Origin of the sequence: Bradyrhizobium genosp. L (assembly GCF_015624485.1) — a bacterium.
In the GTDB taxonomy this organism is placed as follows: Bacteria; Pseudomonadota; Alphaproteobacteria; order Rhizobiales; family Xanthobacteraceae; genus Bradyrhizobium.
Genome location: NZ_CP061378.1, coordinates 3712549 through 3732470, shown reverse-complemented (window position 1 = coordinate 3732470; position 19922 = coordinate 3712549). Strand labels below are relative to the sequence as shown.

Here is a 19922-nt window from a genome sequence, read left to right as displayed (position 1 = left end):
GGTTCATGCAAGAAATCCGCAGCGCATTGAATTTGCTCGGATTTCGTGCAATAAACATACGGTCGTTCGCTTGTTTCTCTCGCTTCCGACAAGCTGACACCCATCCGAGGCCCCGATGGCACGCACGATCGGCTCACACGGCCCGAAGACGCTGGAAGCGATCCGCAAGGCCGGCGTGCGCCTGATCTTCGAGCGCGGCTATGAGGCGATGAGCCTGCGCCAGCTCGCCGCCGAGGTCGGCATCCAGGCCGGCTCCCTCTACAATCATATCTCAACCAAGCAGGATCTGCTGTTCGATCTGGTGCAGCAGCATATCAACGATCTCCTGCGCGAGCTCGACCTTGCGCTCGCGGGCAAGGGCGATGCGGTCGAGAAGCTGCGGGCTTTCGTCGCCTTCCACGTCACCTACCACATGACCCGCAAGCGCGAGGTCTTCATCGCCAATTCCGAGCTGCGCAGCCTGGAGCCGAAGAACTACGACGCCGTGGTGACGCTGCGCGGCGCCTATGAGCAGCGGCTGGCGCAGATCCTGAACCAGGGCGTCGCCGACGGCGTGTTCGATGTGGTCGACGTCCAGGTCGCGACCTTCGCCATCATCGCGCTGTTGACCGGGCTGTGCAGCTGGTACCGCCCCGGCGGGCGGCTGACCCGGGAGGCCATCATCGCGGCGCATGAGAAGCTGGTGCTGTCCGGCGTCGCGGCGCAGACCGTACGCGGCGAGCTTCGCAGCGGCGGCAGCACCCCGCACGCGGCCGTCGCGGGCTCGCAACCGTGACAGAACGCCAACAGTTCGATGACATCGATCTGAAGATCCTGTCCGAGCTGCAAAACGACGGCCGGATCAGGATCAACGAACTCGCCGCCCGCGTCGGCATCACCGCCCCGCCCTGCCTGCGCCGGCTGCGCGCCTTGCGCGGCCGCGGCGTGATCCAGGCGGTCCGCGCCAGCCTCGACGAGCGGATGCTCGGCTACGAGGTGACGACCTTCGTCCTGATCCAGCTCGAGAGCCAGACCCTGGTCGCGATCGAGGCGTTCGAGGCGGCGGTGGCCGAGGTACCGCGCTTCCTGCAATGCTGGCGGATCTCGGGCGATGCCGATTTCATGCTTCGCTGCGTGGCGCCCAGCGTCGACGACATGCGCCGGCAGCTGCTGCAATTCGCCGGCCTGCCCAATGTGCGGAAGATCAGGAGCTTTCCGGTGCTCGGCGTCTCCAAGGACGCGCCGCTGCCGATCCCGACCGGCCTCGCCGCAGCGAGCTAGTGGGTCCAGGGCTCCCAGCGGCGGAAGGCGAAATTGTCGGCATAGGCGATCTGGCGGTGCGCCGAGGCCTTGGGCTCGATCAGCTGATAGGCGATGCCCTTGCGCTCGCAATAGGCGATCGCGTCTTCCTTGGTCTCGAAATGCAGCGTGAGCTGCTGCTTCATGTCGCCGGACGAGGTCCAGCCCATCAGGGGCTCCACGGTGCGCGGCTGCTCCGGCTCGTAGTCCAGTTGCCATTCCTTGGTCTTGGCGCGTCCCGATTGCATCGCGTTTTTGGCGGGCTTAAAAATGCGTGCGGTCATGGATGGTCGGGCCCCGTGGGATATGCGAGATGGAAGCGATTGGAGGAAACCACCGGGATAGTATAGAGACACCGTTCAGCATTGTGATCGGCGATTCCCTGATCTCGGAGGCAACTTTCGCCGGACCGGTATAGTCATTCTACCGCGCTGTGACAATCTGGCCTCGGGGCCCTCTTGAAAAGTCCCCTTGGGCCCGCAGCGCGGCCTTCTCGACAGCATCACTCGAAGAAGCGGCGCGCGCCCCATGGAAATCCACGCCACCCTGCCCGACAAAGGACGTGACCTCCGGCTCGACCTGTTCCGCGGGATCGCGAACTGGGCGATCTATCTCGACCACATCCCCGACAACATCGTGAACTGGGTCACGACGCGGAATTACGGTTTCAGCGATGCTGCCGACCTGTTCGTCTTCATCTCCGGCTACACCGCATCCTTCGTCTATGCCCGCATGATGCTGGAGCGTGGCTTCGTCGTCGGCGCCACCCGGCTGACCAAGCGGGTCTGGCAGCTCTACGTCGCCCACATCATCCTGTTCGTGATCTACATCGCTTCGATCAGCTATCTGGCGCTGCGCTTCGGCGATTCCGAGATCATCAACGAGTTCAACGTCGCCGGCCTCGTCGACAACGCGACCGAGACGTTGCGGCAAGGTCTGTTCCTGAAGTTCAAGCCGGTCAATCTCGACGTGCTGCCGCTCTACATCGTGCTGATGGGCCTGTTCCCGCCGGTGCTGTGGATCATGCTGCGGCAGCCGAACTGGACCATGCTGACCTCGATCGCGCTGTGGCTGGTGTCGCGGCACATGGGCTGGAACCTGCCGGCCTATCCGGCCGGGACCTGGTACTTCAATCCGTTCTGCTGGCAGGTGCTATTCGTGTTCGGCTCGTGGTGCGCGATGGGCGGCGCGCGCAAGAACATGCACATCATCAATTCGCGCTACACGCTGTGGTTCTGCATCGCCTATCTGATCTTCGGGTTGATCATGACCATGGCCGGGCGCTTCACCGACTTCGGCGCCATGTTCCCGGACTGGCTCTATTCGGCCTTCAACCCGAACGACAAGACCAACCTCGCGCCCTACCGCTTCCTGCATTTCGTCGTCATCACCGTGCTGGTGATCCGCTTCATCCCGAAGGACTGGTCGGCGCTGGAGTGGAAGGTGTTCGATCCGGTGATCGTGTGCGGCCAGCAATCGCTCGCGGTGTTCTGCGTCGGCGTGTTCCTGTCGTTCGTCGGGCATTTCGAGCTGTCGATGAGCTCGGGCTCGCTGTTCGCGCAGATCTTCGTCAGCATCTCCGGCATCGCGATCATGACGATCGTGGCCTATTACATCTCGTGGTCGAAGCGGCAGGACAAGCCGATCAAGCCGCCGGCACCGAAGCCGGCAGCGCCGGTCGCCAAAGCGAGCTGAGCAAGGGCTGGAGCAGCAAGCCTGGCTGAACAAGGCTGGCTGAGCGCTTCGGGCTGAGTGGGCCGTCCCCGAGCGAGCTCGCTCACTTGCGCGGCGGCCGCGGCTTTCCGGGCGGCTGGTCGCCGGCCCATTTTCCCTTGGACGAGATTCCGCCCCAGCTGGAGCTCCAGCGGATCTCCGGCGTCGCGGCGCTGGCGATGCCGGCCTCGGTCCGCGGACCCTGCAGCGCAAAGGTGGCGCCCTGCGGATCGAGGCAACGCGCGATCCAGCCGCCGTCTGGCAGCAGCAACGGCCCCTCGTAGACGCGGCCGCCGCCGCTCGTCACCCGTGCGATGGCGGCGTCGACGTCGTCCACATTGAAGTAGTAGAGCCAGAACGGAATCGGTTCGAGCGGGCGCTTGTTGAAGATGCCGCCGACGGGCCGGCCACCGGTCGAGAACAGCTGATAGGGTTCGGGCGCCGGGCCGTCGAGATCGACCGGCTGCCAGCCGAACAGCTCGGCGTAGAAACCGAAGGCCTTGCCCCAATCGGCTGCCAGCAGTTCGTGCCAACCGACCCGCGCGGGCGCATCGAGGTCATCGACCGGCGGCGGATCGATCTTCAAGCCGTCGACCAGTCCGAAGGTAGCCTGCTGCGCATCCGCGACGATCGCGATGCAGCCGATATTGGTGCCGGTCGGCGGCACGTAGATGGCGCCGCCAAGCGCGCGAATCCGCGCCACCGTCGCCTCGATATCGGCGACGGCAACATAGCCGATCCATCGCGGCATCGCGCCTTGCCGCCGGCCCTCTTCCGGCAGCTCCATCAGCCCGCTTCGCGGAGTGCCACCTGTGGTGAACAGGCTGTAGAAAAAGCCCGGGGTCGAAATGTTCCTGGCGTCCCATCCGAGAACGCCGCGATAGAATCCGGTCGCGCCCGCCACGTCCGTGGTCAGCAGCTCGTACCAAGCAAAGCTCGCGCCATCATTCTGCATGCCGATTCCTTGATGCCGATTCCGTGGCGATCGTTCAAGTCAGCTGCAGTGCAACATCGCGCTCGGCGCGCAGCTATGGTGAACGAGAGGACCGTGTGACGACCGTCTGCCGCTGATCACATTCATCAAGATGAACCACAGCATGAACCCACGATGAACGACGAACGCACGATGAAACGTGGCGCAGCGAGTCTTGCATGCCGACAGCACGAAGCGTACAAATATCGAGGGTGGAGTGGAAAACAGTTTCGTCACGATCAGGAATGGAGGATGCGATTATGCCAAGTCTGAAGCAAGCCCCGAAGCGGAAGCGAGTGACCAAGGCCGCCGTGCCCGCGTTGGGTGCGGCCGGACTGACTTTCTCATTGGTGGGAAGCGCATCCGCAGCTGCGGTGCCGGCCGCCGACCTGCCGCAGACCAACCACTATGCACCGACCCAGGCCATCACGCTCGGTGAAGAAGAACTCGCCGACGTCAGCCTCGCCACGTTCCACCTCTTCGACAAGGAAGAGGTCGGTGGACAGCGCGTCCAGGAAGCCCGCGGCTGCGGCGGTTGCCGTGGTTGCAGAGGCTGTCGCGGCTGCCGCGGTTGCCGTTGCGGCGGATGTGGCGGTTGCGGCGGCGGCTGCTGCCTGTCGTGGGGCGCTTGCCGCCTCTGCTGACCCAACAGCATCGCGTCGACGCTTATCAGTTGACGCGTATCAATCGTCATGGCCGGGTTCGACGCAGGTCGACCCGGCCATTTCATGTCGTCGCCACTTATGCCATGACATCTGTCATCACATCGGTTGTCCATTCGCCCTTGCGCGACGTGATCTCGACGTCGATGCGGGGACGCTGACGACGGCGCCCTGCCCCGTCAGAACATCGGACCCCGCCCGTCGTACAGGATCGCGTCTTTGCCCAAAAAACCTTCTCAGCAGGCCAACAAGGAAATTCTGCAATTCGCTCCGAATTTCACGGCCTATGTCCTGCCTCCCGACGTCGTTTGCCTGTATTCCGAAGACCGCAAATTCTTTCTGCACGGCGAGCTCTATTGCGCACTGGCTTCCGCGATCGGCACCAATGGTGCGAGCGTCACCAAGCTGTTGACCGACCTTGGACGGAAGTTTCCGGTCGAGACGATCCAGGAAGCGCTGAAGCGAATGTTCGATCGGCGCTATGTGATTCTGAAGCAGCCGGGTTCGGGCGGCGTCGTCGACGGGCTCTGGGCGAGCCTCGGCCTGCCCGTCGATGTCGCGCGACAAAATCTGCAGAACTGCCGCGTGCGGGTCGAAGCCATCGACGTCAAGGGCGCGGCCGAGCTCGGCAAGGCGCTGCAAGATCTCGGCGTGCACGTCGTCAAATCATCGCCCGATCTCACGGTCACGCTGGTCAACGATTACCTCGATCGGCGGCTGACCGAGCGCAACCGGGAGCGCGCGGCAGCCAAGGCTCCGTGGCTGCTGGTACAGCCCGCCGGGGTGTTTCCGCTGGTCGGCCCGGTCTTCAAGGCGGACGGCGCGTGCTGGACCTGTCTGTTCGACCGCATGATCCGCAACCGGGAGATCAAGGGCTTTCTCGATCGTGGCAACGCGCGCCCGGTTGCGCTCTCTCCGCTCGCACAGCAGACGGTCGGACAAAGCGCGATCCAGTTCGCCGCCATCGAGATCGCCAAGGCGATCGGCAGCGGCTTCCGCACCGATCTGCGCAATAACGTCGTCAGCCTCGACCTGCTGGGTTCGACCACGGCCAGGCACTACGTGGCGACACGCCCGCAATGTCCGACCTGTGGCAACAAGAAGCTGCAAAATCCGAAGCGGGCGCCGCAGCCGATCGAGTTGAAAGCGGGCGCCAAGCTCGTGATGACCAGCGGCGGCTATCGCAGCATGTCCTCGCGCGCGACGGTGGATCGCTTCAGGAAGCATGTCAGCCCGCTCACCGGCGTCGTGACCAGGCTCGAGCGGATCGATGTTGATCTGCCGATGAACACCAATTTCCACGCCCAGCATAATTTCTCCGCGCCGGCGCAGAGCGTCGACCAGCTCCGCGCGGGACTGAGCGGCGGCAGCTTCGGCAAAGGCAGCACCGCCGAGCAGGGCGAAGCCAGCGCGCTGATGGAAGCCATCGAGCGCTATTCGGGGATATTCCAGGGCGACGAGATTCGCTCGCGCAAGCGCTTCACCGATTTTGCGCCTGATGATGCGATCCGTCCCAACGACATCCTGCTGTTCAGCGACGAGCAGTACCGCGCCGGGCCGCGCGGCAATGAAAATGATTCCTTCCACACTCAGCCCGCCCCCGAACCGTTCGATCCATCGGCACGGATCGAGTGGTCGCCGGTCTGGTCGCTGCGCGACAAGAAATTCAGGCAGATTCCGACCAGCCTGCTGTATTTCTTCTACGATGGCCCCGGCGCCTTCTTCGCTGCCGACTCGAACGGCTGCGCGGCCGGCAATACGCGCGAGGAAGCGATCGTGCAGGGCTTCCTCGAATTGATGGAGCGCGATGCCTACGCGATCTGGTGGTACAACCGATCGCAGCGGGCGGAGGTCGACCTCGATCAGTTCGACGATTCCTACATCCGCGACCTCAAGTCCCAGCTCGCCGCATCCGGCCGAAAGCTCTGGGTGCTCGACATCACCAGCGATCTCGGCATCCCGACCTATGTCGCCATCGTGCACTGGATCAAGAACGGACAGGAGAATATCGAGTTCGGGTCCGGCTCGCACTTCGATCGGCGCATCGCGCTGCTGCGATCGTTGACGGAGCTCAACCAGTTCCTGTCGATCGGGCTGATGGGCGGCGGCGACGGCGAGAAGCCGAGCCTCGACGGCATCAATCCGCTTCGGCTCGACAACTACCCGTTCCTGATCCCAGCGGCGAAACCGGCGGTTCCCCCGGCCCCGTCGGCGAATGTGCCGCTCGACGATGCGCGCGCGCAGGCGGAGGCCTGTGTCGACATCGCCGCCCGCGCCGGCATGGACTTCCTCGTCCTCGATCAGACCCGGCCGGACGTCGAAGTGCCCGTCGTGCGGGTCATCGTTCCCGGCATGCGCCACTTCTATCGCCGCTTCGGAGCCGGACGGCTCTATGACGTGCCGGTCAAGCTCGGACTGCGCGATGCCCCGTCGCCGGAAAGCGAGCTGACGCCGTTCCTGCCGCATACCTGAGGACAGGCCGGCGTGCGCGCGTCGAAGAAAACGAAATCGAAAACGAGAGCGCCAAAGCCGGCGCCGAAGCGATCGCAGAAGGCCGCGCCGCCGACGCTCGCAGCGCGTCTCAATCCGCACGTCACGCTCGACGCGCAGGACGATGGCAGCATCGCCGCCCATTTCGACGACTATTCGGAGCCGCTGGGCAAGTACAGCGCCGCCACGTCGGAACGGGCGCGCGAGCTGCGGACAGGCTTGCCGCTGCCTTTCGCGGCCCGTGAAAACGACACGGCCGCGCGGGACATCGCGCGCCTGATCCGGCAATTGGCGCGGCGCGGTCTCGTCGAATATCGCCTGATGCGCGACGACACCGAGCTCGTCGTCATCGAGCCGCAGGCGCCGGATTACTGGCCGCAGGCGCCGAAGCTCGACGATGCTGCAACCATCGTGCTGTCGCGCTTTGCCTATCTGCGCCGCCGCGGCACCGAGATGGTGCTGGAGTCCCCGCGCGCGGCTGCGCTGTTTTGCATCCGCGACGCGGCGATCGCGAGCCTGCTCGCATCCCTTGCCGCGCCCCAGACGATCCGCCGGATCAAGCGTCAGGACGGCTATCCGGGGCCGGAGCTGCTGGCGCTGCTGCTGGACTGCCAGATCCTGGTCGCGGTCGACACCACGAAGCACGAGACGCTCCGCCAGGCCGAGGGCGATGACGGCCTCGTGCTCTGGGACTTTCACGACCTGCTGTTCCACACCCGCAGCACCGAAGGCCGGCAGGCGAACCCGCTGGGTGGCCTCTACCCGAACACGGGCCTGATCGCGCCGCTGCCCGCGGCGCGCCCCGCCTGGCCCGGCAAGACGATCAAGCTGCAGGAGCGCGACGGTAGCCGCACGCCGTTCGAGGCGTTGCTGCATCAACGGCGCTCCACACGCGATTTCGACGCGCAGCGGCCGGTCACGCTGGCCGAGCTCACGGCACTTCTCGATGGCGCCACGCGCATCCGGTCGAAATGGAGCGGCGCGCTCGAATTCGCCGCCGACGGCCCCGACGTCGAATACTCCAGCCGACCCTATCCCGCGGCGGGCAGCGCCTACGAGCTCGAGCTTTATCTGGCGGTCGACAATTGCGATGGCCTGGCGCGCGGCTTCTATCATTACGATGCCGATGCGCATGCGCTGACCGCCATCGACGCGCATCCGCAGCAATTCGACGCCATGCTGCAAGGCGCGAGCTTTGCGATGGACGCGGAAGCTGCGCCGCAGATCCTGATCACGATCGCCGCGCGCTTCGGCCGCGTTTCCTGGAAGTACAGCGCGATCGCCTACGCGCTGATCCTGAAGGATGTCGGCGTGCTGACCCAGACGCTGTACATGATGGCAACCGCACTCGGTCTCGGCGGCTGCGCGATCGGCACCACCAATATCGACCTGTTCGCGCGAATGACGGGGCTCGACTTTCACGTCGAAGGACCGGTCGGCCAGTTTGCGCTCGGGCGCGGCACGACAGCAGCGGCCTCAGGTTGAGCGCAAGAAAGAGCCCCGGACGAGACCGGGGCTCTAGTCTAAGGGAGAGAACCGCGAAGCCATGAACGGACGACGAACGGCCTTCGCTCAATCATCCGACACGCCTACGACCAGTGGGTGCATTAAAACGCATCTGAATGCCTGAGGCTGTAGCCTCGCGGCAACAGCCCGCCGGAATGATCGGCACGCCGGCGGTTCCAAAAACCATGCTGCCCAAGCAGTTGGCCTAGCCATCCAGGATCGCGACCGCCCTCGTCCACCCCGCCGAAGCCCGCTCGATCTTCACCGGGAAACACGACACCATGAAGCCGGTCGACGGCAGCTCCTCCAGATTGTGCAGCTTCTCGATATGGCAGTAGCCGATGTGCCGGCCAGCCTTGTGGCCTTCCCAGATCAGGCTGGCGTCCCTGGTCTCCGCGTATTTCTTCGCGGTGTAGACGAAAGGCGCGTCCCAGCTCCAGCCGTCGATGCCGGTCAGCCGCACGCCGCGTTCGAGCAGATACATCGTCGCCTCATAGCCCATGCCGCAGCCCGAGGTGACGTAATCCGGCCGGCCATATTTGGCGCCGGCGCTGGTGTTGACGACGACGATCTCGAGCGGCGACAGCGTGTGGCCGATCCGCTTCAGCTCGGCTTCGACATCCTTTGCGGTTGCGACGTAGCCGTCAGGCAGATGCCGGAAGTCGAGCTTCACGCCGGGCTGCAAACACCAGTCCAGCGGCACCTCATCGATGGTCCAGGACCGCTCGCCGCGATTCATGGTCGGATGGAAATGCCAGGGCGCATCGAGATGCGTGCCGTTGTGCGTCGACAGCGAGACTTGCTCCACCGCCCAGCCCTGCCCGTCAGGCAAATCCTCCGCCTTCAACCCATCGAAGAACTGCAGCATGCGCGGCAGGCCCTGCTGGTGATCGATATACTGGATCGTCGGGTGATTGCCGGGCGGATCGGCCGGAACGTCGTTCTGCAAGGGAACGGAGATATCGATCAGTCTGCGGGGCATGGGGTTTCCTCGCCGGATTGTTGTTATGAGGCTGCGTCAGCGAATGTCAGATCAGCCCATGCTCGGGTGAAAGGAAAAAGTCCCACAGGTTGCCAGCGAGGACCTTCAAGGCTTCGGCTTTCTCATCAAGCTCTCCCGGATTGGAGAAGTAGTGGGTTTCGCGAAGTGTCGTTCGAGAGACGTGTGACGCGACCGCGGCCCCCAGGCCTAATCTCCAGCTTCCATGAGCGACACGTATCCGGTCCTCGTTGCACTTTAAGGCTCGGTTGATGAGATCGAGAGCCGGCCCGACCTGTGGCAATGGGAGCTTCTCTTTCGAGATTTCGGCTTTGCAGACGTTGCAAGCGCCCGCGAAATCAATCACCGGCATCACTCCGTGGTATTGATCGTCGGAGAGCCCCAGAAGCTCCTTGGCCACCACGCGCACAACTTGTTCGAGGTGAGAAAAATAGAAGATGTATTTACCGATGGCCTCGAAATTTGAGTTCATCTTGCCTGTTTCCCCGGTTTGCACCGCGCACAGCTTAAGGGCAAGGATATCGAATGTCGCCACACGAAACAGGACGCTCCTAGAGCCTTATATTTCCGTCTTGTGTCGATCGGCCTTGCCGCATGTACTCTTTTAGTGTACAATTTTTCAGCGTTGGGATTTGCCCGACACCGCAAGGAAAGGAAGCCTTCAATGTTCAATTTTTTACGAGCGTAACCCGCTGAACGAAGTGCAAGCACTGCGCAACGGCGCAGAGCGGATTGGCCTGCACTATCTCGAAAGGTCGCGGTGAATCTCACATCACCAGCATAGCCTGGATGATGACCTTCCACCCGTATGAGATCATCGAGCGCATTCCGAATCGTCGCCGCCCCACCCGCTACGCCAAGGCGAAGGGTTGGGCTTCGCTCTGCTGGCGTTATTGCCGAACGCCAGTCTTTCGACGATCGTTTCGAGAACAACTAGACGAACGCGATCCTCGGCGACTGGGACCGCACTTTCCATGATGAAACGGGAGACAAAACGCTATGGCCAGCGTCTACGATCTGATGCGTGAGGCATGCGGGCTATCCCAGCAGGAGGCCGCCGACTTTCACGTTGTCAGGCTCGACAGCGTGAAATCCTGGTGTAGCGATCGCCGGCCGGCACCGATAAACGTTATCACCGAGCTGCAGGTGTTGATGCGCGGCATCGAGGCTGCCGGCAAGGCTTTCGCGGCATCGTTGCAGCCAGACTACGGGCGGCGTGCTTTCATCATTGGGCTGCCCGCCGACGACAGCGACGCCGAGACCTGCGGCTTCCCGTCGAAGCCCGCACACGTCCGCGCGATCGCGATCGCGATCTCTCGGTTACCCGATGGCGCCGCGGTCGACCTGGTCGAGCGCGGCCGGCTCAATCTTGTTCCCACACCCACCATGACCAAGGAGGCATCGAAAATGCGCAACGTAACTGTCCCCGTTCACCATGATATGCCGGATCCCGCTCCAGGCGGCTTCCAGGCAGTGGTGAACACCAGGCCCAGGACGAGGGCTGAGGTCGATCGCAGCCATTTCCGCGCAGAGAACGGCGCGAAGTTCGTTGGCGTGCTGCAGGATACGCCGGCGGGAGCCCAGGCTAGCTATACGATCCAGGCCGACATCGGCAACACGACCAGTGTCCTAAGCGACATCCGTTTGATCGGCAACGAGCTCGACGCTCTCTTGTGGCTCGACCAGGCGGCCGCCCTACACGGCTTCAAGAAGTACCCGCTCGAGCGTCGCAAGTAGGCGACGGGTCTGGGCGGAATCCGCGGACGTCGTGATCGTCGGTGATCTGCACGCGAGTGATCGCGGCCCGCGGGCCTCGACCCCAAGACATTTTCCTTCCGGCCATTCGCTGCGCGCCGGCTTCGTAGCCAGCGCGCTCGAGCGCAAGGTCGACTGCTTCGCGATCACGCGCCGGCATACGCTGCCAACGATCACGGCGCAACAAGGCAAGAACCGCAACTCGGAATCACGGACGGAAAATGCAGCGGATTCAACGCGAAGTTTGGTCGGGGCAGCTGGATTCGAACCAACGACCTGCAGTACCCAAAACTGCCGCGCTACCAGGCTGCGCTATACCCCGATTTTCCGAGAGGCCCTGTGAATACACGCTTCGCCTGACGCCAGCAAGGCGTCGGCTCGCATTTGGAAATCGACATCAAAACAAGCAGCTAGCGCGAAATGGAATGAGCTTTAAGAGGATTGGCCGCGAGTTCGGTCCACCTCTCCTCGACGGGCGGCGCTATCGCATGTGGTGGCCACGGGCACATCCCACAGCGCGGCAGTCTCTGCAATTTCGGAATATTGGAATTATGCCCCTGAGTTGCCCGACGTGTCAAGCCGTCATTGGGACAGCCGTCATTGGGGCAGGCGTCATTGGAGCAGCCGTCGTGTCGAACGCCGGCGGCCCGCCGGCTCCTTTGCATGGGGTTGTTTTCGATGTTTTGGCCGAGCGCCGCCTGCGGAGGCGAACTCGACCTGATCGGTTCGCCCTTCAGCGGCCGTTGAACAAGGGATGACCGACCTGGTCGCCGGGCTTGATGCCGTACTTCTGTGCGGTGCCGGCGATCACTTCAAGCACGCCCTTGGCGAGGCCCCTCGACGGGATGATCCTGGTCGACAGCGGCTCAGTGTTTTCGGCGATGCGCAGGATCCGGCCGTCGGCGCGGATGAAGATCATGTCGAGCGAGATGTAGGTGTTCTTCATCCACATCGATACCTCCTGCTCCGGCGAGAAGTCGAACAGCATGCCTTTGCCGTCGGCCAGCTCCTTGCGGTACATCAGGCCGGTTTCCTTCTCCTGCGCTGATGTCGCCATCTCCACCGAGAAGACGTGGACGCCGGACTTGGTGACGATCTCGAGCGGCTGGAAGGTTGCGGCCTGTGCCGACGCACCCGCCAGCGCGCCGAACGTGATGACCAGCGCGGCCAGCAGCCACGGCCGAAGCCGCCCAACAATGCGATCGAGATTCATCGAATGATACTCACGGGGTCCGGGACATTTCCGGCGGACCCTACCCCGACGATTGCGGCAAATGCCAGACCCTTGAAGTCGGCGTTTCGGCAGCCGCCCGGCGCCTCACGTTTCCGTCAGGCGCAAGCCATCGGGCTTAGTGCGACGACAGCGCCGACGGCCCGCTCTCCGGATGGATCTCGGCGGCCATCATGCCCTTGGAGCCGGGCCCGAACCGCACCAGCACATACTGGCCGGGGCGCAGCTCGGTCATGCCGAAGCGGCGCAGCGTCTCCATGTGCACGAAGATGTCGGGCGTGCCCTCGCCGCAGGTGACGAAGCCGAAGCCGCGCAGCCGGTTGAACCACTTGACCTGCGCGCGCTCGAGCCCGCTGGTCGCCGTCACCGTGACGTGGGTGCGCGGCGGCAGCATCTGGGCCGGATGGATCGCGGTCGACTCGTCCATCGAGACGATGCGGAAGGCCTGGTAGCCCTTCTGGCGCTGCACGCATTCGACGACCAGGCGCGCGCCTTCGTAGGCGGTCTGGTAGCCGTCGCGTCGCAGCACCGTCACGTGCAAGAGGATGTCGGGCCAGCCATTGTCGGGGACGATGAAGCCGTACCCCTTCGAGGCGTCGAACCATTTGATGACGCCGGTGAGCTCGACCAGGTTGGCCGCCGTGTCGCCGAGACCGGAGAATGCGTCGATCCCTGGATCGCGCGGCGCGGCTGCACCGTACTCGCTCTGCCCAATCCTGCTTTGCCCAACGCCGCTCGTCGGTGGTCCGCCGAGCTTCTTGGACTCAAATCCGTCCGACCCCATGACCCCGGACCCCACACATCAAATGCAGCTCGCCGACATCGCGGCGCAGCCTGAACACGCTGCTATCCATCACCAACTCGCGATAACGTCGCGCGAATCTCGAATCAAAAGATAACACTCCCGCTTGCGGCGCATAGATAAAAATCGAATCTGCCGGGAACTATGAACAGGCTTGCGCGGCCGCGAATCAAATGGGCATCAATTGCCCACGAAGGGACCGAGCGTGTCGCCGATGTCGTGGCGGATCACGAGGTCGGCAAGGTCGTCCTGATCGGTCGGCTCGCGGTTGATGATCACGAGCTTCGCGCCGCTATTCTTCGCCATCATCGGAAAGCCCGCGGCCGGCCACACCACCAGCGATGACCCGATCGCGAGGAAGAGATCACCCTGCTGGGTGAGTTCCGTGGCGCGGCGCATGGCATCCTCGGGCATCGCCTGGCCGAACGAGATCGTCGCCGTCTTGACCGGATCGCCGCAGTCGGCGCAGTCGGGCGCGCTACCGGTCTGGTCGAAGTGCAGCTTCACCCACGACAGATCGTAGTCCTTGCTGCAACCGATGCAGCGGGCATAGGTCGTGTTGCCGTGCAGCTCGATGACGTCGGCGGCCTTGACGCCTGACGCCTGATGCAAATTGTCGATGTTCTGGGTGATGATGCCGCTGACCTTGCCGGCGCGATAGAGCGAGGCAAGCGCGCGATGCCCGCGACCGGGCTTAGCCGCGGCGAAAGTCGGTTCCATCGCCAAGCGGCGGCGCCACGACTCGTCGCGCGCATCCTGGCTGGCGACGAACTCGTCGAACGGGATCGGCCGGTTGCGGGTCCAGATCCCACCGGGCGAACGGAAATCGGGAATGCCGCACTCGGTCGAGATGCCGGCCCCCGTGAACGGAACGATCGATGATGCCTCGGCAATCATGTTGCCGAGCTGCTCGACACCGCTGTGCAGATCTTTTGCAATCACTGGAGACGGTCCGGTTGGCCGCGACCATTATAGCATGGGCAGACCGATTGCGAGTTCATGCGACGCCGGCAGCCGAAACGGCGATCAGGTCGCCTCGGCTTCATCACATTCCTGCAACGCCCGCTCCGCATTCGCGCCCAATTCCGTGATGCCAATGCCGACGGGGACAGGGCGACACGGAGGATGCGCAATGACCGAGAACGAAGACCGCGTCGCGCGCGAGCGCGAGGAGATCGTCGCACGCGTTGCCAGCTTCAGGGCGACCCAGCGAAAATTCGAACGCGATCGTCAGGAATTCTACGCCAGCAAACTCGGCAGCGTCTGGAGTGGCTTTCAACGCGAGACCGCGTGACGAACCTCCGTTGCCGACCGCGCCTGTAGAGCAGAGTTGGAAAAGCCCGGAGCGATGTGCTCCGGGCTTTTGCCGTCACCAGTGCCGATAATAATAGCGGTGCCGATAATACGGGCCGCCATAGTAGGCGTATGGTCCAGGGCCGTAGGCGTAATAGCGCGGGCCACCGTAGTAGCCGTAGCGCGGACCGTAATAGCCGTAGCCCGGTCCGTAGTAATATGGGCCATAGGCCCCCGCCGCGCCGGCGGCGATCGCACCGGCCGCCAGACCGAAGGCCAGGCCAGGGCCGATACCGCGCGCCTGCGCCGGCGCGCTCAGCGTCGTCGCGCCAACCGTCGCGACCGCTGCCAGAACCGCCAATGCCTTTCTCATGCGCACCTCCTCAAACACGTTGATCTGGCCGATTAACGCCGGCGCGCCGGGTTGGTTGCAGCCCCGATCCGGAGGGTCCGTCACAGATCGGGTTCCGCAGCCATGCGATCGGGCAGATCAACCATCGGTCAGCACGGGAACCAGAACACAATCGTTCGGGTTAGTTTGTCGGCACGAACGGGACCATCGCTATGCCAGCGTGGATGGAACTTCTGCTTGATGTGATCGCCTTCGCCGGGTTCATCGGCATTGCGATCTATCACAAACCTCCGGAGCAGCCGGACGGCGAGCCGCCGGCGTGATGCAAGCAGCGCCGTCCGAAAGGCATTGTCCGCAGCAAATCCCGTTTCTGTCCGCAGCATATCCACAGCGCTAGCGTGCGCCTTTAGTTAACGAATTCCTGCTCTTGCTGCGCACAAATCCACAGCCCCCGCTCATGCATCCGCCAGCCGCTTCAGCGTCGCGTGGAAGCCCAGGCTGCGCGTTCCAACCAGCACCGTGCCGAACGCTTCCGCCTCGTCATCGCTGAACGTTCCGGAGAAGCCGCTCGAGACCTCATGCCCGCCGAACAGCGGACGGACATAGGCATCGGCGAACTGGGTGTGCTGGTTGGTGCTGAGATGGCCCTTCCAGGTCCCCTCGCCGGCGGTATAGGCACCGATCGACCAGAAATAGGGACCGCCCCCGATCAGCAGGCCATCGCGCAGAATCAGGACGCCGCTGTCGCGCCCCTTCACGCCGTCGGTCATATGGATATGGATCGAATAGAGCCCATTCCTCATCGATCGCGTCGCCCGGTCCCGGATACCTCAGCATTATGACCCGAACCGGGGCCGCAGGCGAGCCGGCCGACAAGCTTACCCCGACAAGGTTCCCGCCAGGAGGAGAGCCGTGCTCATCTACCCGACGCCCGTCGAAGTGACGCAAGCCAGGGTGCAGCTCGTCATCGACCAGATGGCGAAGGCTCAACCGCGCATCATCAGCGCTGATGTCCTCGACGTCTTCGCCGCCAAGAACCAGGCCGACCGCGACGCCGTCGAGACCGTCCTCGATATCAAGGTGTAGGGCTAGTCCGACGAACAGTCGTCCGGCGAGCTTGGCCATTGCGCCGTGGATCGTCTAGCGCGACTTCTCTTTGGGCGGCTTCGGCTGCGAGCCGAACAGTGCCAGCAGCAATTCGACTTCTTCCTTCGAACCAACTTGAATCATCTTACGCATTGTCGATCTCCTATGCCTGTTAGACAGGAGGAGACGCCCGCACGTTCACGCAATCTGGTTTCAGGCGTGTTTCGAGACGGTTTCATGTTGGCACCGCCGGACCCGCGCGCCTGCAAGCTCGCGAAAGGTTGAGAAGCCCGAGGGCGCAAAGCGGTTTCCGGACGCTCGCATCGCACGCGCAAAGGCTGCCCCTTGTTGCATTTTGCTGCTATTTGTTGCCCCCGGACTACCCTCGCCCCAACAAAAATCTCTGAACGCTCCCAGGAGGACAAGAAAATGCGCTATCTCCACACCATGCTGCGCGTCCGCAATCTCGAGACCGCGATGAAGTTCTATCAGGATGCGCTGGGGCTGAAGGAAGTGCGCCGCATCGACAACGACAAGGGCCGCTTCACGCTGGTATTCCTCTGCGCGCCAGAGGATCTCGACCTCCTGAAGTCGCAGCCCGCGACCCGCGGCGCGCCGCTGGTCGAGCTGACCTACAATTGGGACGAGGAGAAGTATGGCGAGGATCGCCATTTCGGCCACCTCGCCTACGAGGTCGACGACATCTACGCGACCTGCGACAGGCTGATGAAGATGGGCATCACGATCAATCGCCCGCCGCGCGACGGCAACATGGCGTTCGTGCGCTCGCCCGACCTGCACTCGATCGAGATCCTGCAGAAGGGCGATCCGAAGCCGCCGGCCGAGCCGTGGACCTCGATGCCGAACACCGGCCACTGGTGAGGCCCTCGCCCCGCTCCTCGTCGGGTTCGGTCTTTCAGCTTCGGAAATCCCGTGATCGTCGCGGCGCGTGGCATAGCGGCATAGGAACCGTGCGCGACCTCCCGTGTTGTCTCCAGCAAATGAGACACGCGAGGAGGACGCGATGGGAAGAGGAATTTTGCTTTGGCTGTTGGGCGTGCCAATCCCGGTGATCATCCTGCTATGGTTGTTCTTCGGTCATTGAAGCCGGTCTGACGTGTAGAGTGCAGATCAACGACGAGACAAGTGAGGCCCTGTCGCTCCGCGGCAGGGCTTCACTTTTTTGCTCTTGACGCAATTGATCGGGAGCGTTCGTCAGAAGACTCCGCTAAGAACACCTGCAAGCAAAAGCCCGCAGGAGAACGCGCGCGATGGACGGCAAGCCGCAACTGACGATCTGGGGCCGGGCCAACTCGGTCAATGTGCAGAAGGTGCTGTGGTGCCTGGCCGAGCTCGACGTGCCCTATCAGCGCATCGATGCCGGGATGCAGTTCGGCAAGAACGACCAGGCGGACTATCTCGCGATGAATCCGAATGGTCGCGTGCCGACACTGGTCGATGGCGACTACGTGCTGTGGGAATCCAATTCGGTGATGCGCTATCTCTGCATGGCCTACGGACAAGGCACGCCGATTTATCCGCCGGCGCCGCGGGCGCGTGCCGCGGTCGATCGCTGGCTCGACTGGTCGCTGTCGACGCTGCAGCCGGTCGATCGCCCGGTGTTTTGGGCGCTGGTCCGCACGCCGCCGGAGAAGCGCGACCTGGTGCAGATCCAGAAGGATGTGAATGCCGAAGCCGTGGTGTGGCGCGTCGTCGAAGGCCAGCTTGCGAGCCGCCGTTTCATCGAGGGCGATCAATTCACCATCGCCGATATCGTGCTCGGCGCCTTTGCGCGACGCTGGCTCGGCGTCGAGGGCGTCGCCAAGCCGACGCTGCCCAATCTCGCGCGCTGGTTCGGCGAGCTCGGACAACGGCCGGGTTTCGTCCGTGTCGTCGCGCCGCCGATGTCGTGACGCGGCGCAGGGCGAGGTTCAGCGCCCGCTCGACATCCCGCCACCGACGCTGATGCCGCCGCCCAGCTTGACGCAGGTGTCGGAGCCTTCGACCTTGACGAAGCCCGGTCCGAACGCCGCGCAAGGATTGCTGCGCGTCGTGGACTTGGACGGCAGCGTCCTGCCGGCATCGGGCGGGGTCTGAAAATTGCGGCTGTTGGCCTGTTGCGCAAAGGCAGTGGCCGGAAGCAGCACGGCGATGACGGCAAAGCATGTTTTCCGCATGCGCGCTTTTTAGCGCGCGCGGCCAGACGAGGCTAGTTCACGAATTTGACGCCGAACGTCTTGCCCTCGCGCCAGACCACCTCGCAGGCGCGCCCGGTGCGCGCGTCGCGCGAGAACGCGAGCCGCAGCTTGGCCGGCAGCGTGTTGTTGTCCTCGACCGTGATCTTGGCGCCCGACGACGAGATGTCCTCGACCATGCAAGGCCGCGCCGCAAAGCCGCCATCGAGCGTGATCCAGCCGGACTGCCGCAGCGACCGGCGCGACTCACGCTTCTTGCTTCCCAATGCCATCGCATTCATCCCCGACGCTGACGGGTACCCCCCTTCGCTTTACAAAGGGTTGCGAAATCGCACTGGATTGCAGCGATCGGCGGATCGCGGTGTCATGCGAGCACGGGGGATTTGATGGCAGGAGGGCGATTTTGGGATCAATGGCGCTCCCTAGCGGAATCGAACCGCTCTCTCCACCGTGAAAGGGTGGCGTCCTAACCGATAGACGAAGGGAGCAAAACTCCCGGCAAATCAATACGTTGAACGTGAGACACGCCGGACTGGCCGCAGCCGGCGAACGGCCGCGACGGGCGAACGTATAGTGGCGATTGAGCGGGCGGGCAAGCGTCGTGTCAGCGATCCAGCTGACTGACCGGGGTGCCGATCGCGCTACCGGCCGATGCCTGGTCGCCAGTATCCGGCAGCGACAACAGGGCCACGAGGCCCGCCAAAATGGCAAACAAGATCAATCCAGTACGCAGCATAAATTCGTCCCGACAATCACTGAAAAACGACCCGAACACCTCACGCACTTTGCAGCGCTCCGAGAACGTCCGACCCTACAATATCACCTTTTACTGCACCAGTTGAGAACACAAACACAGCGTGCGCGTCATGATCCAAATGGATCAATTGGCATAGGCCCGGCCGCTCGGGTTCCTCCATTGGATCCAGGAACCTGGAGAACGTCAGGGAGCGCCGCGCAGGCCGCTCACTCGCAGGACAAACCGGCCTCAATCGAGGTCCAGAAGCCGCAATGCGACGGCATATGCGCGTGCGCGCGGCTGCCGCTGAGGTGGATCAAAACGACAGCGAGCGCGAGGATGGCCGCGAGAACCAAGGGTCTTCTGAACAACATGCCCGTGCGCATCAGATGATATCGTGGCCTAACTAAGGCTCGTCATCTCATCATTGATGACGATGTGACGGCGCGCCCTCTCTGACCGCGCTAACGATTGGCGACGCTCGCGACATCCTGCCGATCGTTCGACTGGGCTACCGGCGCCTGCTTGATGCAGGTGCTGCAGATCACGAGCTTTCGCGCCAGCTGGTCGTCGTCGTTTGCGGCCACGGTTTCCCGCTCACCGGACGACTGTGCCACCGCGGGCGTCGCATTCCGCGCGTGCCGTTGCGGGGCTGCGAGGTTGGGATCGCGACCGGCGCCATCCCAGGCCAGCGGCCCGGTCCCCGGTGCCGGCGTGGTCATGCCGTATTGCGCATATTGCGCGCAGGCGCCGAGTGCGATCGGCAGAAGCAGCACAACGGCCCTGCCGGCCCAGTTCCGGAATGCAGACATGATCAGACTCTCACGCTATTGGTGCTGCGAGCTAAGAG

General features: G+C 63.5%; 24 protein-coding genes and 2 tRNA genes. 11 read left to right on the top strand and 15 right to left on the bottom strand.

Going from position 1 to position 19922, the window contains the following annotated elements:
* The first annotated feature begins 115 nt into the window (after positions 1-115).
* Together IC762_RS17345 and IC762_RS17340 are read left to right on the top strand one after the other, a co-directional pair.
* A complete protein-coding gene (locus tag IC762_RS17345; protein ID WP_246801059.1) occupies positions 116-775 on the top strand; it encodes a TetR/AcrR family transcriptional regulator in 660 nt (219 codons plus the stop codon).
* Positions 772-1260, top strand: a complete 489-nt coding sequence (locus IC762_RS17340) for an Lrp/AsnC family transcriptional regulator (protein WP_195783502.1) — start codon at positions 772-774, stop codon at positions 1258-1260. The genes IC762_RS17345 and IC762_RS17340 overlap by 4 nt, the downstream gene beginning before the upstream one ends.
* On the opposite strand, the gene IC762_RS17335 is transcribed toward IC762_RS17340, so the two are convergent.
* Complete coding sequence (locus IC762_RS17335; RefSeq protein WP_195783501.1) at positions 1257-1562, bottom strand: ETC complex I subunit; 306 nt, start codon at positions 1560-1562, stop codon at positions 1257-1259. The two genes, IC762_RS17340 and IC762_RS17335, sit on opposite strands and share 4 nt — an antisense overlap.
* 244 nt (positions 1563-1806) lie before the next feature.
* Between IC762_RS17335 and IC762_RS17330 the strand changes: the two genes are divergently transcribed.
* Entirely contained in the window at positions 1807-2973 is a 1167-nt protein-coding gene (locus IC762_RS17330; protein ID WP_195783500.1) for an OpgC domain-containing protein, read from the top strand.
* 82 nt (positions 2974-3055) lie between these two features.
* On the opposite strand, the gene IC762_RS17325 is transcribed toward IC762_RS17330, so the two are convergent.
* Positions 3056-3946 (bottom strand): VOC family protein, encoded by an 891-nt coding sequence (locus IC762_RS17325; protein WP_195783499.1) that lies wholly within the window; start codon positions 3944-3946, stop codon positions 3056-3058.
* A gap of 314 nt (positions 3947-4260) precedes the next feature.
* On the opposite strand from IC762_RS17325, the gene IC762_RS17320 reads away from it, so the two are divergent.
* From IC762_RS17320 to IC762_RS17310, 3 genes are all read left to right on the top strand, one after another.
* Positions 4261-4608, top strand: coding sequence for a hypothetical protein (locus tag IC762_RS17320; RefSeq protein WP_195783498.1), 348 nt, complete (start codon positions 4261-4263; stop codon positions 4606-4608).
* A gap of 237 nt (positions 4609-4845) precedes the next feature.
* Complete coding sequence (locus IC762_RS17315) at positions 4846-7098, top strand: TOMM precursor leader peptide-binding protein (protein WP_246801057.1); 2253 nt, start codon at positions 4846-4848, stop codon at positions 7096-7098.
* 12 nt (positions 7099-7110) lie between these two features.
* Positions 7111-8601, top strand: coding sequence for a SagB/ThcOx family dehydrogenase (locus tag IC762_RS17310; RefSeq protein ID WP_195783497.1), 1491 nt, complete (start codon positions 7111-7113; stop codon positions 8599-8601).
* A 226-nt stretch (positions 8602-8827) separates the two neighbouring features.
* On the opposite strand, the gene IC762_RS17305 is transcribed toward IC762_RS17310, so the two are convergent.
* On the bottom strand, positions 8828-9604 hold the full coding sequence (locus tag IC762_RS17305) for a cyclase family protein (protein ID WP_195783496.1): 777 nt from the start codon (positions 9602-9604) through the stop codon (positions 8828-8830).
* A 46-nt stretch (positions 9605-9650) separates the two neighbouring features.
* Complete coding sequence (locus IC762_RS17300) at positions 9651-10157, bottom strand: hypothetical protein (protein ID WP_195783495.1); 507 nt, start codon at positions 10155-10157, stop codon at positions 9651-9653.
* Between the two features lie 464 nt (positions 10158-10621).
* On the opposite strand from IC762_RS17300, the gene IC762_RS17295 reads away from it, so the two are divergent.
* Entirely contained in the window at positions 10622-11359 is a 738-nt protein-coding gene (locus IC762_RS17295) for a hypothetical protein (RefSeq protein WP_195783494.1), read from the top strand.
* Positions 11360-11622: 263 nt separating this feature from the next.
* Here IC762_RS17295 and IC762_RS17290 read toward each other — a convergent pair.
* The 4 genes from IC762_RS17290 to IC762_RS17275 form a co-directional block, all read right to left on the bottom strand.
* Positions 11623-11699: transfer RNA gene (locus IC762_RS17290), tRNA-Pro, on the bottom strand.
* Positions 11700-12110: 411 nt separating this feature from the next.
* Positions 12111-12590, bottom strand: coding sequence for a DUF192 domain-containing protein (locus IC762_RS17285; protein WP_195783493.1), 480 nt, complete (start codon positions 12588-12590; stop codon positions 12111-12113).
* A 136-nt stretch (positions 12591-12726) separates the two neighbouring features.
* Positions 12727-13392: a cold-shock protein gene (locus IC762_RS17280; RefSeq protein ID WP_195783492.1), complete on the bottom strand. Its 666-nt coding sequence runs from the start codon at positions 13390-13392 to the stop codon at positions 12727-12729.
* A 198-nt stretch (positions 13393-13590) separates the two neighbouring features.
* Complete coding sequence (locus IC762_RS17275; RefSeq protein WP_195783491.1) at positions 13591-14352, bottom strand: SIR2 family NAD-dependent protein deacylase; 762 nt, start codon at positions 14350-14352, stop codon at positions 13591-13593.
* Between the two features lie 190 nt (positions 14353-14542).
* Between IC762_RS17275 and IC762_RS17270 the strand changes: the two genes are divergently transcribed.
* A complete protein-coding gene (locus tag IC762_RS17270; protein WP_195783490.1) occupies positions 14543-14704 on the top strand; it encodes a hypothetical protein in 162 nt (53 codons plus the stop codon).
* A gap of 75 nt (positions 14705-14779) precedes the next feature.
* Here IC762_RS17270 and IC762_RS17265 read toward each other — a convergent pair whose 3' ends face one another.
* Both IC762_RS17265 and IC762_RS17260 read right to left on the bottom strand, forming a co-directional pair.
* A complete protein-coding gene (locus tag IC762_RS17265) occupies positions 14780-15076 on the bottom strand; it encodes a hypothetical protein (RefSeq protein WP_195783489.1) in 297 nt (98 codons plus the stop codon).
* 434 nt (positions 15077-15510) lie between these two features.
* Positions 15511-15858 carry a GrlR family regulatory protein gene (locus IC762_RS17260; protein WP_195783488.1) on the bottom strand — a complete coding sequence of 116 codons (348 nt, stop codon included), beginning with the start codon at positions 15856-15858 and terminating at the stop codon, positions 15511-15513.
* Between the two features lie 109 nt (positions 15859-15967).
* Here IC762_RS17260 and IC762_RS17255 point away from each other — a divergent pair, with 109 nt between their 5' ends.
* The 3 genes from IC762_RS17255 (at position 15968) to IC762_RS17245 (ending at position 18054) form a co-directional block, all read left to right on the top strand.
* Positions 15968-16141, top strand: coding sequence for a hypothetical protein (locus IC762_RS17255; RefSeq protein WP_195783487.1), 174 nt, complete (start codon positions 15968-15970; stop codon positions 16139-16141).
* Between the two features lie 429 nt (positions 16142-16570).
* Positions 16571-17023, top strand: a complete 453-nt coding sequence (locus tag IC762_RS17250; protein WP_195783486.1) for a VOC family protein — start codon at positions 16571-16573, stop codon at positions 17021-17023.
* 389 nt (positions 17024-17412) lie between these two features.
* Positions 17413-18054 carry a glutathione S-transferase family protein gene (locus IC762_RS17245; RefSeq protein WP_195783485.1) on the top strand — a complete coding sequence of 214 codons (642 nt, stop codon included), beginning with the start codon at positions 17413-17415 and terminating at the stop codon, positions 18052-18054.
* Positions 18055-18072: 18 nt separating this feature from the next.
* Here IC762_RS17245 and IC762_RS17240 read toward each other — a convergent pair whose 3' ends face one another.
* From IC762_RS17240 to IC762_RS17220, 5 genes are all read right to left on the bottom strand, one after another.
* On the bottom strand, positions 18073-18318 hold the full coding sequence (locus tag IC762_RS17240) for a hypothetical protein (protein ID WP_195790431.1): 246 nt from the start codon (positions 18316-18318) through the stop codon (positions 18073-18075).
* Positions 18319-18350: 32 nt separating this feature from the next.
* The gene (locus IC762_RS17235; protein ID WP_195783484.1) at positions 18351-18608 is read right to left on the bottom strand and encodes a PilZ domain-containing protein; all 258 of its coding nucleotides are present in this window, start codon (positions 18606-18608) and stop codon (positions 18351-18353) included.
* Positions 18609-18749: 141 nt separating this feature from the next.
* Positions 18750-18824 (bottom strand) — tRNA-Glu (locus IC762_RS17230).
* 116 nt (positions 18825-18940) lie between these two features.
* A complete protein-coding gene (locus IC762_RS17225) occupies positions 18941-19120 on the bottom strand; it encodes a hypothetical protein (protein ID WP_195783483.1) in 180 nt (59 codons plus the stop codon).
* A 416-nt stretch (positions 19121-19536) separates the two neighbouring features.
* Positions 19537-19884: a hypothetical protein gene (locus tag IC762_RS17220; RefSeq protein ID WP_195783482.1), complete on the bottom strand. Its 348-nt coding sequence runs from the start codon at positions 19882-19884 to the stop codon at positions 19537-19539.
* Between the last annotated feature and the right edge of the window lie 38 nt (positions 19885-19922).